Genomic DNA, 12,511 nt, shown 5'->3' on the forward strand with positions numbered 1-12,511 from the left:
GCCCCGGCGAGGAGCCGGACGGCCGCGCGGGCGCGAGGGGTGCTCTCTATGCCATGAGGAGGAACATGCCGGTCAAGTTAGCAGCGGGCCTCAGCCCTGGGTAAGCCCCTCGACCAGTTCGTCCGCCGCGCGGTACGGGTCCAGGTCGCCCGTGACGATGCGGTCGGCCAGGGCGGAGAGGCGGCGGTCGCCGTGGAGGTCGCCGATGCGTTCTCGGAGGGTGGTGACCGCGATGGTCTCCACCTCACGGGCCGCTCGGGCTCGGCGGCGTTCGGTGAGGACGGCGTGTTCTTCCATCCAGGCCCGGTGCTTTTCCAGGGCTTCCACGACCTCGTCGATGCCCTCGGCGCGGGCGGCGACCGTCTTGACGATCGGGGGGCGCCAGTCGCCGGGACCGCGGGCCTCGCCGAGGCCGAGCATGTGGTTCAGCTCGCGGGCGGTGGCGTCGGCGCCGTCGCGGTCGGCCTTGTTGACGACGTAGACGTCACCGATCTCCAGGATTCCGGCCTTGGCCGCCTGGATGCCGTCGCCCATGCCCGGCGCGAGCAGGACCACGCTGGTGTCGGCCTGGGAGGCGATCTCCACCTCGGACTGGCCGACGCCGACCGTCTCGACCAGGATCACGTCGCAGCCGGCCGCGTCCAGCACCCGGATCGCCTGCGGCGCGGCCCAGGCGAGCCCGCCCAGGTGGCCACGGGTGGCCATGGAGCGGATGTAGACGCCGGGGTCGGAGGCGTGGTCGGACATCCGGACCCGGTCCCCGAGGAGCGCGCCCCCGGAGAACGGCGAGGACGGGTCGACGGCGAGGACGCCGACCCGCTTGCCCTGCTTGCGGTACGCGGTGACCAGCGCGGAGGTGGAGGTGGACTTGCCGACGCCGGGCGAGCCGGTCAGACCGACCACGTAGGCGTTGCCGGTCAGCGGGGCCAGCGCCGCCATCACCTCCCGGAGCTGCGGGGACGCCCCCTCGACCAGGGAGATCAGCCGGGCCACGGCCCGAGGCCGGCCTTCCCTGGCCTCGGCCACCAGAGAGGAGACGTCCCGCATCAAACAGCTCCGTTCACTCGCACCACTCACTCACACCGCCGGAAAAGCAGATCTCAGCCCTTGGGTACCCGCACGATCAGCGCGTCACCCTGGCCGCCGCCACCGCACAGGGCGGCCGCGCCCACCCCGCCGCCCCGGCGCTTCAGCTCCAGCGCCAGGTGCAGCACCAGCCGGGCGCCGGACATGCCGATCGGGTGGCCGAGGGCGATGGCACCGCCGTTGACGTTCACCTTTTCCGTGGACACCCCGAGGTCGCCCATTGACTGCACGGCGACCGCCGCGAACGCCTCGTTGATCTCGATGAGGTCCAGGTCGGAGACCTCGAGCCCCTCCTTGCCGAGCGCGTGCTGGATGGCGTTGGACGGCTGCGACTGGAGGGAGTTGTCGGGACCTGCGACATTGCCGTGCGCGCCGATCTCCGCCAGCCACTGAAGGCCCAGTTCCTCGGCCTTGGCCTTGCTCATCACGACCACCGCGGCCGCGCCGTCGGAGATCTGCGAGGAGGACCCGGCGGTGATGGTGCCGTCCTTGGTGAAGGCGGGCCGGAGCCGGCCGAGCGACTCGGCGGTGGTGTCCCCGCGGATGCCCTCGTCCTTGCTGAACAGCACCGGGTCGCCCTTGCGCTGCGGGATCTCCACCGGGGTGATCTCGGCCTCGAACAGGCCGTTCTTCTGCGCGGCGGCGGCCCGCTGGTGGGACAGCGCGGCGATCTCGTCCTGCGCCGCCCGGCCGATGCCGAGGCGGGTGTTGTGCTTCTCCGTGGACTCGCCCATGGCGATGTTCTCGAAGGAGTCGGTCAGCCCGTCGTGGGCCATCGAGTCCAGCATCTCGATCGCGCCGTACTTGAAGCCCTCGCGGGACTTCGGCAGCAGGTGCGGGGCGTTGGTCATCGACTCCTGGCCGCCCGCGACCACGATGTCGAACTCACCCGCACGGATGAGCTGGTCGGCCAGCGCGATCGCGTCGAGGCCGGAGAGGCAGACCTTGTTGATCGTGAGCGCCGGGACGTTCATGGGGATGCCGGCCTTGACCGCCGCCTGGCGGGCCGGGATCTGACCGGCACCCGCCTGGAGCACCTGGCCCATGATCACGTACTGGACCTGGTCGCCGCTGATCCCGGCGCGGTCGAGGGCCGCCTTGATGGCGAAGCCGCCCAGGTCGGCACCCGAGAAGGACTTCAGCGAACCGAGCAACCGTCCCATGGGCGTCCGCGCGCCCGCGACGATCACAGAGGTGGTCTTTCCAGAAGACATGAGCTGCGATCCCCTTACCGGCCTGCACAGCCGAGGAGTGAACGAGGGTTTACTTCGAATGTACTGACCGGTACCGGAGCGCGTCATCGCCCTTACGGTGTGATCGCGCGCACGTTGCGTAACCACCGCCGGAGCGCTGCACTGAAAACATGCTGACGCGAATCGACCACATCGGGATCGCCTGCCACGACCTCGACACCACCGTCGAGTTCTACCGGACGACCTACGGCTTCGAGGTGTTCCACACCGAGGTGAACGAGGAGCAGGGCGTGCGGGAGGCCATGCTCAAGATCAACGAGACCTCGGACGGCGGCGCCTCCTACCTCCAGTTGCTGGAGCCGACGCGGGAGGACTCCGCGGTCGGCAAATGGCTGGCCAAGAACGGCGAGGGCGTCCACCACATCGCCTTCGGCACCGCGGACGTGGACGCGGACGCCGCGGACATCCGCGACAAGGGCGTACGCGTGCTGTACGACGAGCCCCGAGTCGGTTCCATGGGGTCCCGGATCACCTTCCTGCACCCCAAGGATTGCCATGGAGTCCTGACAGAACTGGTCACTTCGGCGGCAGTTGAGTCACCTGAGCACTGACCCTCGTACATAAGGGCCGGTAGGGTTGGGGGCGGTCGTCCCCGAACACGGGGGACGACCGATGCCGGGGTCCGGGTTTCGGGGGACGAGCGTCGGGGCAGCAGCCCGTGCTCCGCCGTTGATCTGACACCATTCCCCGGAGGGCCCCGTCCGGCGGATGGACGGTGCTCGTCGGAGAAATTCACCAGGGGACGGATGGGACCGCGCAGTGCGGGGCTACGAGAGCCAGGAGCGAGAGCCGGCGGCTGACGTCGACCACCTCTCTCGGTTCGAGGCCGAGATGAAGCGGCTGAAGACCGAGCGGGAAAAGGCGATCCAGCACGCCGAGGACCTCGGCTACCAGGTCGAGGTGCTGCGCGCCAAGCTGCACGAGGCGCGCCGCACCCTGATGACCCGTCCCGCCTACGACGGCGGTGACATCGGCTACCAGGCCGAACAGTTGCTCCGCAACGCCCAGGTGCAGGCCGACCAGTTGCGGCAGGACGCCGAGCGCGAGCTGAGCCAGGCCCGCGCGCAGACCCAGCGCATCCTCCAGGAGCACGCCGAGCACTCCGCCCGGCTCCAGGCGGAGCTGCACCAGGAGGCGGTCACCCGCCGCCAGCAGTTGGACCAGGAGCTGGCCGAGCGCCGCCAGACCGTCGAGTCCCACGTCAACGAGAACGTGGCCTGGGCCGAGCAGCTCCGCGCCCGTACCGAGCAGCAGGCCCGCCGGCTGCTGGACGAGTCGCGCGCCGAGGCCGAGCAGGCCATGGCCGCCGCCCGCGCGGAGGCCGAGCGGCTGACCCACGAGGCCCGTGAGCGGCTGCGCACCGACGCGGAGGCGGCCCGCAGCGAGGCCGAGCAGATCCTGCGCCGGGCCCGCGCCGACGCCGAGCGGCTGCTGAACGCCGCCTCCTCCCAGGCGCAGGAGGCCACCGACCACGCCGAGCAGCTCCGTACCTCCACCGCCAGCGAGTCGGACGCCGCGCGCCGGCAGGCCGCCGAGCTGAGCCGCACCGCCGAGGAGCGGATGGCGGAGGCCGAGCGCGCCCTGCGCAGCGCCCGGTCCGAGGCGGAGAAGCTGGTCACCGAGGCGAAGGAGGCCGCCGCCAAGGCGCTGGCAGGCGCCGAGGCCGCCAACGAGACCCGGACGCGCACCGCCAAGGAGCAGGTCGCCCGGCTGGTCAGCGAGGCGACCAAGGAGGCCGAGACCACCAAGGCGGACGCCGAGCAACTCGTCGCGGACGCCCGCGCCGAGGCGGAGAAGATCCTCGCCGAGGCCGGGGAGAACGCCCGCAGCGCCACCGCCGAGGAGACCGCGAGCCAGCTCTCCAAGGCGGCCCGGACGGCCGAGGAAGTCCTGAACAAGGCCGCCGAGGACGCCCGCAAGACCACCAAGGCCGCCACCGAGGAGGCCGAGCGCATCCGCTCGGAGGCCGAGGCGGAGGCGGACCGGCTGCGTGCCGAGGCGCACGACATCGCCGAGGAGCTCAAGGGCACGGCGAAGGACGACACCAAGGAGTACCGGGCCAAGACGGTCGAGCTGCAGGAGGAGGCCCGGCGCCTGCGCGGCGAGGCCGAGCAGCTCCGCGCCGACGCGGTCGCCGAGGGCGACTCCATCCGCGCCGAGGCCCGCCGGGAGGCGGTCACCCAGATCGAGGAGGCGGCCAAGTCCGCCGAGGAACTCCTCGCCAAGGCCAAGGCGGACGCGGACGAGCTGCGCAAGACCGCCACCACCGACAGCGAGAAGGTCCGCACCGAGGCCATCGAGCGCGCGACCGCGCTGCGCCGGCAGGCCGAGGAGACGCTGGAGCGCACCCGCAAGGAGGCCGAGCGGCTCAAGGCCGAGGCCGAGGAGCGGGCGGAGACGGTCGGCGCGGACGCCGAGAAGGCCGCGCGTGAGCTGCGCGAGGAGGCCGAGAAGGCCGCCGAGGCCCGCCGCGAGGAGGCCGCCGGTGAGCTGACCCGGCTCCAGACCGAGGCCCAGGAGCGGCTCGACGCGGCGGAGCAGGCGCTGACCGAGGCCCGCGAGGAGGCGTCCCGTATCCGGCGCGAGGCCGGTGAGGAGGCCGAGCGGCTGCGTTCGGAGGCCGCCGAGCGCATCCGTACGCTCCAGCAGCAGGCCACGACCGAGGCCGAGCGGCTGCGCGACGAGGCGGCGGCGGACGCGTCCGCCTCGCGTGCCGAGGGCGAGTCGGTGGCCGTGCGGCTCCGGTCGGAGGCCGCGGCCGAGGCCGAGCGGCTCAAGACCGAGGCGCAGGAGAGTGCCGACCGGGTCCGCGCGGAGGCGCAGGCCGCCGCCGAGCGGCTGGGCACGGAGGCGTCCGAGACGCTGGCCGCCGCCCAGGAGGAGGCCGCCCGGCGCCGCCGCGAGGCGGAGGAGCTGCTCGGTGCCGCCCGCGAGGAGGCGGACCAGGAGCGCGAGCGGGCCCGCGAGCAGAGCGAGGAGCTGCTGGCCTCGGCGCGCACCCGCGTGGAGGAGGCGCAGGCCGAGGCGACCCGGCTGGTGGAGGAGGCGGACCGCCGGGCCACCGAGATGGTGTCCGCCGCCGAGACCCACGCGGCGCAGGTACGGGACTCCGTCAGCGGGCTGCACGAGCAGGCGCAGGAGGAGATCGCCGGGCTGCGTTCGGCCGCCGAGCACGCGGCGGACCGTACCCGGCGCGAGGCCGAGGAGGAGGCGGACCGGGTCCGCACCGACGCCTACGCCGAGCGGGAGCGGGCCAGCGAGGACGCGACGCGGCTGCGCCGGCAGGCCAACGAGGAGTCCGAGGCGGCCAAGGCGCTCGCGGAGCACACGGTCGCCGAGGCGGCCGAGGAGTCGGAGCGGCTGCGCTCGGACGCCGCCGAGTACGCGCAGCGGGTGCGCACCGAGGCGTCGGACAAGCTGGCGGAGGCCGACCAGGCCGCGTCCCGGACCCGGGCGGACGCCCGCGAGGACGCCAACCGCATCCGGTCGGACGCGGCGACGCAGGCCGACACCCTGATCACCGAGGCGAGTTCCGAGGCGGAGCGGCTCCAGAACGAGACGGCCGCGGAGGCGGAGCGGGTCCGTGCCGAAGCGGTGGCCAACGCCGAGCAGTTGATCGCGGACGCGACCGACGACGCCGAGCGGCTGCGGGCCGAGGCGGCAGAGACGGTCGGTACGGCGCAGCGGCACGCGGAGCGGATGCGCGCCGAGGCCGACCGGGTGCGGTCCGAGGCGGAGGCGGAGGCCGAGCGGCTGGCCAACTCCGCGCGCGCGGAGGCCGACCGGACGCTGGACGAGGCGCGCAGCGAGGCCAACAAGCGGCGCTCGGAGGCGGCCGAGCAGGTCGACACCCTGATCTCGGAGACGGCGGCCGAGGCGGACAAGCTGCTCGCGGAGGCGCGGCAGCAGGCGCAGAAGACCACCGCGGACGCGGAGGGCCAGGCCGACTCGATGGTGGGCGCGGCCCGCACCGAGGCCGAGCGGATCGTGTCCGAGGCGACGGTGCAGGGCAACTCCCGTGTGGAGAAGGCCCGTACGGACGCCGACGAGCTGCTGGTCGGCGCGCGCCGGGACGCGACCGCGATCCGGGAGCGGGCGGAGGAGCTGCGCGAGCGGGTCACCTCGGAGATCGAGGAGCTGCACGAGCGGGCCCGCCGGGAGGCGGCCGAGACGATGAAGTCGACGGGCGACCGCTGCGACGCGCTGATCAAGGCGGCCGAGGAGCAGTTGGCCGAGGCGCAGGCGAAGGCCAAGGAGCTGGTGTCGGAGGCCAACTCCGAGGCGGGCAAGGTGCGGATCGCCGCCGTGAAGAAGGCGGAGGGTCTGCTCAAGGAGGCCGAGCAGAAGAAGACCAGACTCGTCAAGGAGGCCGAGGACCTGAAGGCCGAGGCGATCCGCGAGGCGCGGCGCACGGTCGAGGAGGGCAAGCGGGAGCTGGAGATCCTGGTGCGCCGCCGCGAGGACATCAACACCGAGATCTCGCGCGTCCAGGACGTGCTGGAGGCGTTGGAGTCGTTCGAGGGTCCGGCGGGCAAGGACAGCGGTGTGAAGGCGGGAGCGACGGTGGGTCCGCCCCGGTCGGGTGGCAAGAACTCCGACGGTTAGGGACCGGTGCATGGCAAGCTGTCGGGCGGTCAGCCACCCGAAAGAGGTGTCATTCTCCAGACCAAACACGTATCCGCTCGATGACACACCGCTTCGGCGCCTAGGATTCCCTCTATCACCTCACCGGTCTCATTCGACAGGAACCCCATGAGCGACACTTCCCCCTACGGCTTCGAGCTAGTGCGGCGTGGATACGACCGCGCTCAGGTGGACGAACGCATCTCCAAGCTCGTCTCCGACCGTGACAGCGCGCTCTCCCGGATCACCGCTCTGGAGAAGCGCATCGAGGAGCTCCACCTCGAAACGCAGAACGCCCAGGCCCAGATCACCGACGCCGAGCCGTCGTACGCGGGTCTGGGCGCGCGGGTCGAGAAGATCCTGCGCCTTGCCGAGGAGGAGGCGAAGGACCTGCGCGAGGAGGCGCGGCGCGCCTCCGAACAGCACCGTGAGCTGGCCGAGTCGGCCGCCCAGCAGGTGCGCAACGACGCGGAGTCGTTCGCCGCCGAGCGCAAGGCGAAGTCCGAGGACGAGGGCGTCCGGATCGTCGAGAAGGCCAAGGGCGAGGCGTCGCAGCTCCGCGCTGACGCGCAGAAGGACGCGCAGTCCAAGCGCGAGGAGGCGGACGCCCTCTTCGAGGAGACCCGCGCCAAGGCCGCGCAGGCCGCCGCCGACTTCGAGACCAACCTCGCCAAGCGCCGCGAGCAGTCCGAGCGGGACCTGGCGTCGCGTCAGCAGAAGGCGGAGAAGCGGCTCGCGGAGATCGAGCACCGCGCCGAGCAGCTCCGCCTGGAGGCGGAGAAGCTGCGCACCGACGCCGACCGCCGTGCGCGCCAGACGGTGGAGACGGCGCAGCGTCAGGCCGAGGACATCGTGGCCGACGCCAACGCCAAGGCGGACCGCATCCGTTCGGAGTCCGAGCGGGAGCTGGCGGCGCTGACCAACCGCCGCGACAGCATCAACGCCCAGCTCACCAACGTCCGCGAGATGCTCGCCACGCTGACGGGTGCCGCGGTCGCCGCCGCCGGTTCCCCGGTGGAGGACGAGACGGCCACCCGCGGCGTGCCGGCGCAGCAGACCCGGTAACGCCACGGGCGCGTTCCCGCTGAGCGCGGGCGAAGCCCTCTGCCGCCGGCGCGGCAGGGGGCTTCGGCCGCTCTCGACGGTGATCGGACACGCGCCGTCAGCCTTTGGCTTTACTTTCTCTTGAGCGGAACCGCTCCGGCCCGGTTATCCTCCTAACCCTTACGGGGGCACGTGCCCCGCTGTCCTGAACCTTCCGATGGGTGCGGAGCATGATCGAGGCTGTTGGCCTGACCAAGCGGTACGGCGACAAGACCGCCGTGCACGACCTCTCCTTCCAGGTGCGCCCCGGGGCGGTGACCGGCTTCCTCGGGCCCAACGGCTCCGGCAAGTCGACGACCATGCGGATGATCCTCGGGCTGGACAACCCCACCTCGGGCTCGGTGACCATCGGCGGGTTCCCGTACCGCAAGCTGCCCAACGCGCCCCGTCAGGTCGGCGCGCTGCTCGACGCCAAGGCGGTGCACGGCGGCCGCAGTGCCCGCAACCATCTGCTGAGCCTCGCCCAGCTCTCCGGCATCCCGGCCCGCCGGGTGGACGAGGTGCTCGGGGTCGTGGGCCTGCAGGAAGTGGCCCGCAAGCGTTCCAAGGGCTTCTCGCTCGGCATGGGCCAGCGCCTCGGCATCGCCGCCGCCCTGCTGGGCGACCCACAGGTGCTGCTGTTCGACGAGCCGGTCAACGGCCTCGACCCCGAGGGCATCCTCTGGGTCCGCAACCTGATGAAGGCGCTCGCCGCGGAGGGCCGTACGGTCTTCGTCTCCTCGCACCTGATGAGCGAGATGGCGCTGACCGCCGACCATCTGATCGTGATCGGGCGGGGTCAGTTGCTCGCCGACATGAGCGTGACCGACTTCATCTCCGCCAACTCCGCCGACTTCGCGCGGGTGCGCACCCCGGACACCGAGCCGCAGCAGCGGGAGAAGCTGACCTCGGCGCTGACCGAGGCGGGCGGCCATGTGCTGCCCGAGCTGGACGGCGCGCTCCGGGTGACCGGGCTGGCGCTCCCCCGCATCAGCGACCTGGCGCACGAGGCCGACGTACGGCTGTGGGAGCTGTCGCCGCACCAGGCGTCGCTGGAGGAGGCGTACATGCGGATGACGCAGGGCGTCGTCGACTACCGCTCCACCGTGGACCAGCGCTCCGGGCTCCAGCAGCCGCTGCCGCCCGGTGTGCAGCCTCCGATGCCGGTGCCGGGCCAGGGCCAGCCGGGCTGGTACGCCCCGCCGCCGCCCCAGCCGGGCGTCCCGTACGCCCCGCCGGCGCCGACCGCTCCCGGCCCGGGGACCCCGAACCCGTACGCCGCGCCCGCCGAACCGACGAAGCCCGAGGACTCCCGATGAGCACCAAGCAGCCCCCGATGCCCGAGGCGCCCCACGCGTCCGGCGGTCTCCAGCCCGGCTACAGCTCACCGATCCCGGTCACGCCCACGCACCTCGGGCACGCGCTGGCCTCGGAGTGGACGAAGATGAAGTCGGTGCGCTCCACGGTGTGGACGCTCGGCGTGTTCGTGGCTCTCGTGGTCGGCATCGGCCTGCTGGCCGCGGTGGCGGTCCGGAGCGCCGGTGAGCTGGACGGCCAGAACCCGCTGACCCTCGGCTTCTTCGGGCTGCTGCTCGGCATGATGTGCGTGATGACGCTGGGCGTGCTGACCACGGCGTCGGAGTACGGCACGGGCATGATCCGTACGACGATGACCGCGTGCCCGAGCCGGGGCCGGGTGCTGGCGGCCAAGTCGATCGTGTTCTTCGTGGTCGCCTTCGTGGTGACGCTGGCGACGGTGTCCCTGGTGGCGCTGATCCAGACCTCGATGCTGGAGGGCAACGGCACCCGGACCCCGTCCGGCGCGGAATGGCTGAAGGCCACGCTCGGCATCAGCCTCTACATCGCGCTGCTCGGCCTGCTGTCGCTGCTGGTGGGCTCGATGATCCGGCACTCCGCCGGGGCCATCACCATCATGATCGGCGCGGTACTGGCGCCGCTGGTGATCGCGCTGTTCATGAACGCCGGCTCGCTGGAGAAGGTGCAGCAGGCGCTGCTGGAGTACTCGATCCCGAGCCAGATGGGCGTGTTCTACGACAACACCCTCAGCCACTCCGGGCCCTCGGGCTGGGAGCCGCTGTGGATCATGCTGGGCGTGACGGCGGCGGCGTTCGCCGGGGCGTACGCGCTGCTGCAGAGCCGGGACGTGTAACCCCGCGCACCGGCTTTTCAGAACCTGGGCGCGTTTCCGGACCGCCGTACCCGTGTGGTGCGGCGGTCCCGTGCGTTCCAGCACGCCTTGTGCCAGTGCCGCCGGTCGTCGACGCCCGCGTGCTCCGGCCAGGCCACCACGTGCGGGACACCGGAGGGGATCAGCTGGTCGCAGCCGGGGCAGCGGTAGGTCTTGCCGTCGGCGCTCGCCCCGGCGACATGGCGGACGCTCCACTCCTCGCCCTGCCAGCTCTCGGTGGACTGCCAGCCGCCGTACCGGCCCGACCGGTCGTCCTCGGCGCCTCGGCCGGACGAGTCTGCCGCCTTGGGTCGGTTGCGACGCGGGGACACGGGACACCTCTTGGGGCTATACAGGGAGCGCGGGCCGCGTCCAGCGTACGCGGCACCGGCCGGGGTACACGTAGGGCGCCAACCCGTACAAGTCCCCTTCCAGGCCGATCCATTCCAGCAGAGAAGCGACCATTCTGCAGACAATCCGCAAATCCCTCCACCAAGCCGTGTCCTGGGCACGTGTCATGTGGTTATGCCGGTCGGGGGAGCTCCCGGTCGGAGCCAAGGAAGCGGGAAATGCGATGCGCGTTGGAAGTTTTGTGCTGGCGGCCCAGTATCCGGGCCAGGGCGCCGGAGAGGCCCTGCACCGGGCGGTGCGCTCCGCCGAGGTGGCCGACGAGGCCGGCCTGGACACGGTGTGGCTGGCCGAGCACCACTTCGTGCCGTACGGCACCTGTCCGTCGGCCGTCACCCTGGCCGCCCTGCTGCTGGGCCGCACCCGCCGCGTCCGGGTCGGCACCGCGGTCAGCGTGCTGCCCACCGCCCACCCGGTGGCACTCGGCGAGCAGGCCGCGCTGCTGCACGTCACCAGCGGCGGCCGGTTCACCCTGGGCGTGGGCCGGGGCGGGCCCTGGGTGGACCTGGAGGTGTTCGGCGCCGGGCTCGGGGCGTACGAGCGGGGCTTCCCGGAGTCGCTGGACCTGCTGCTGCGCTGGCTGCGGGAGCCGTCGGTCGGCGCCTCGGGCGAGCGGTACGCGTTCCGCGAGGTGCCGGTGGTGCCGCGCCCGGCGGACGCGCTGACCGAGACGCCGGGCCCGGAGGTGGTGGTGGCCTGCACCTCGCCGGGGAGCGTGCGGCTGGCGGCGGAGCGGGGTCTGCCGATGCTGCTGGGGATGCACGTCGGGGACGAGGAGAAGGCCGAGATGGTCGCTCTCTGGCGGCGCCACGCCCGCGAGTCGGGCCGCTCGCCCGAGGAGGTCGCGGCCGCCGGCCATGTCTCGGCCGGAGTGTGCCAGCTCGCGGACGGCCGCAGCGACGCGGTGGAGACGCTGCTGAAGGCGATGCCGGGCTGGCTGAAATGGGGCCTGGAGGCGCATGTGACGGTGGACGGCCGGGCGCGCGCGATGCGCGACCCGTACGCCTACACCGAACTGCTCTGCGGGCTGCACCCGGTGGGCACGCCCCGGTTGGCCGCGGATCGTCTCGCGGCCACCGCGGAGCGCACCGGGATCTCCCGCTTCGCCCTGCTGGTCGAGGGCTCCGGCGATCTGGACGCGACCGAGGAGAACCTGCGGCGCCTGGGCGCCGAGGTGCTGCCCCAGTTGCGCTGACCGCCGGAGCCGGCGTCGCGCGTGTGCGTCAGCAGTCCCGCAGCTCCGGGGACTGGTTGAGGAGCTGGGCGCGCACCGAGGTGAAGCGGGCCAGCCTCTCGTCCACCGACGAGTCCAGCGGGAACACCGCCACCCGGTGGCAGTTCTGGAAGGCCAGGCGTACGCCGAAGTGGCGCTGGAGTGCGCCGCGTATGGCGTCACTGGCGAGCGCGCGCAGCAACTGGCCGCGCGCCTGCTCGTCCGGCGGGGGCGTCTGGTTGTCGGCGAAGGGTCCGCCGTCCACCTTCAGCTGGGCCACCAGGGAGCTGATCATCTCCCACGCAAAGGGCAGGGAGGTCCGGACGCAGTCGACGAATTCTGCTTCGTCGACCTCGCCTCGCTCGGCCTGTTCCAGTAGGGCCGGTGAGACGTCGAGCGACATGGGTTCTCCTCTCGCACCCCCGATGGACAGGGGTTGCCGGACAGATAAGGGAGTGCGCGACAGCGGAGACGCTCCGTACCCCCACGCGGCCTCCCTGCTCCTACGGTAGGCAACCGTCGGTGACCACACCAGCAGAATGCGTATATGGAACGGTCGTCCTGCGGTCACAATCGGCCAGGGATGAACAAGAGTTTCCAGGGACAATTGGGGTGGCCCGCCGGACGGGCGGGGCGGCGGGCAGGTGGTGGGGAGCG

10 protein-coding genes are annotated in these 12,511 nt (G+C 72.3%); 6 read left to right on the forward strand and 4 right to left on the reverse strand.

Translation table 11 applies throughout. The annotated features are described in order from the left end of the window. Nucleotides 1-90 precede the first annotated feature (90 nt). Both meaB and OG448_RS09445 read right to left on the reverse strand, forming a co-directional pair. Nucleotides 91-1,047 carry a methylmalonyl Co-A mutase-associated GTPase MeaB gene (meaB, locus tag OG448_RS09440; RefSeq protein ID WP_030816012.1) on the reverse strand — a complete coding sequence of 319 codons (957 nt, stop codon included), beginning with the start codon at nt 1,045-1,047 and terminating at the stop codon, nt 91-93. A gap of 53 nt (nt 1,048-1,100) precedes the next feature. Next, nucleotides 1,101-2,300 carry an acetyl-CoA C-acetyltransferase gene (locus OG448_RS09445; RefSeq protein ID WP_405552733.1) on the reverse strand — a complete coding sequence of 400 codons (1,200 nt, stop codon included), beginning with the start codon at nt 2,298-2,300 and terminating at the stop codon, nt 1,101-1,103. A gap of 149 nt (nt 2,301-2,449) precedes the next feature. Between OG448_RS09445 and mce the strand changes: the two genes are divergently transcribed. The 5 genes from mce (at nt 2,450) to OG448_RS09470 (ending at nt 10,215) form a co-directional block, all read left to right on the forward strand. Further along, nucleotides 2,450-2,890, forward strand: coding sequence for a methylmalonyl-CoA epimerase (gene mce / locus OG448_RS09450; protein WP_086694978.1), 441 nt, complete (start codon nt 2,450-2,452; stop codon nt 2,888-2,890). A gap of 208 nt (nt 2,891-3,098) precedes the next feature. Next, nucleotides 3,099-6,944 carry a polarized growth protein Scy gene (gene scy / locus OG448_RS09455; RefSeq protein ID WP_405552736.1) on the forward strand — a complete coding sequence of 1,282 codons (3,846 nt, stop codon included), beginning with the start codon at nt 3,099-3,101 and terminating at the stop codon, nt 6,942-6,944. 147 nt (nt 6,945-7,091) lie between these two features. After that, nucleotides 7,092-8,027, forward strand: coding sequence for a cellulose-binding protein (locus OG448_RS09460; RefSeq protein ID WP_030816007.1), 936 nt, complete (start codon nt 7,092-7,094; stop codon nt 8,025-8,027). Between the two features lie 209 nt (nt 8,028-8,236). Next, nucleotides 8,237-9,364, forward strand: coding sequence for an ABC transporter ATP-binding protein (locus OG448_RS09465; protein ID WP_405552738.1), 1,128 nt, complete (start codon nt 8,237-8,239; stop codon nt 9,362-9,364). Further along, the gene (locus OG448_RS09470) at nt 9,361-10,215 is read left to right on the forward strand and encodes an ABC transporter permease (RefSeq protein ID WP_405552740.1); all 855 of its coding nucleotides are present in this window, start codon (nt 9,361-9,363) and stop codon (nt 10,213-10,215) included. Before OG448_RS09465 ends, OG448_RS09470 begins: the two co-directional genes overlap by 4 nt. A gap of 17 nt (nt 10,216-10,232) precedes the next feature. On the opposite strand, the gene OG448_RS09475 is transcribed toward OG448_RS09470, so the two are convergent. Further along, the gene (locus OG448_RS09475; RefSeq protein ID WP_405552742.1) at nt 10,233-10,565 is read right to left on the reverse strand and encodes an ATP/GTP-binding protein; all 333 of its coding nucleotides are present in this window, start codon (nt 10,563-10,565) and stop codon (nt 10,233-10,235) included. 242 nt (nt 10,566-10,807) lie between these two features. Here OG448_RS09475 and OG448_RS09480 point away from each other — a divergent pair, with 242 nt between their 5' ends. Beyond that, nucleotides 10,808-11,836: an LLM class flavin-dependent oxidoreductase gene (locus OG448_RS09480; RefSeq protein WP_405552744.1), complete on the forward strand. Its 1,029-nt coding sequence runs from the start codon at nt 10,808-10,810 to the stop codon at nt 11,834-11,836. A gap of 28 nt (nt 11,837-11,864) precedes the next feature. On the opposite strand, the gene OG448_RS09485 is transcribed toward OG448_RS09480, so the two are convergent. After that, entirely contained in the window at nt 11,865-12,257 is a 393-nt protein-coding gene (locus tag OG448_RS09485) for an SCO5389 family protein (RefSeq protein ID WP_164193293.1), read from the reverse strand. Nucleotides 12,258-12,511: the final 254 nt, after the last annotated feature.

Origin of the sequence: Streptomyces sp. NBC_01171, from assembly GCF_045039805.1 — a bacterium.
Taxonomy (GTDB): Bacteria; Actinomycetota; Actinomycetes; order Streptomycetales; family Streptomycetaceae; genus Streptomyces.

What these genes read in the sequence shown, in the direction of transcription:
- meaB (WP_030816012.1), bottom strand. Translation starts at nt 1,047, where the DNA reads ATGCGGGACGTCTCCTCTCTGGTGGCCGAGGCCAGGGAAGGCCGGCCT.
- mce (WP_086694978.1), top strand. Translation starts at nt 2,450, where the DNA reads ATGCTGACGCGAATCGACCACATCGGGATCGCCTGCCACGACCTCGAC.
- OG448_RS09470 (WP_405552740.1), top strand. Translation starts at nt 9,361, where the DNA reads ATGAGCACCAAGCAGCCCCCGATGCCCGAGGCGCCCCACGCGTCCGGC.
- OG448_RS09460 (WP_030816007.1), top strand. Translation starts at nt 7,092, where the DNA reads ATGAGCGACACTTCCCCCTACGGCTTCGAGCTAGTGCGGCGTGGATAC.
- OG448_RS09485 (WP_164193293.1), bottom strand. Translation starts at nt 12,257, where the DNA reads ATGTCGCTCGACGTCTCACCGGCCCTACTGGAACAGGCCGAGCGAGGC.
- OG448_RS09465 (WP_405552738.1), top strand. Translation starts at nt 8,237, where the DNA reads ATGATCGAGGCTGTTGGCCTGACCAAGCGGTACGGCGACAAGACCGCC.
- OG448_RS09445 (WP_405552733.1), bottom strand. Translation starts at nt 2,300, where the DNA reads ATGTCTTCTGGAAAGACCACCTCTGTGATCGTCGCGGGCGCGCGGACG.
- OG448_RS09480 (WP_405552744.1), top strand. Translation starts at nt 10,808, where the DNA reads ATGCGCGTTGGAAGTTTTGTGCTGGCGGCCCAGTATCCGGGCCAGGGC.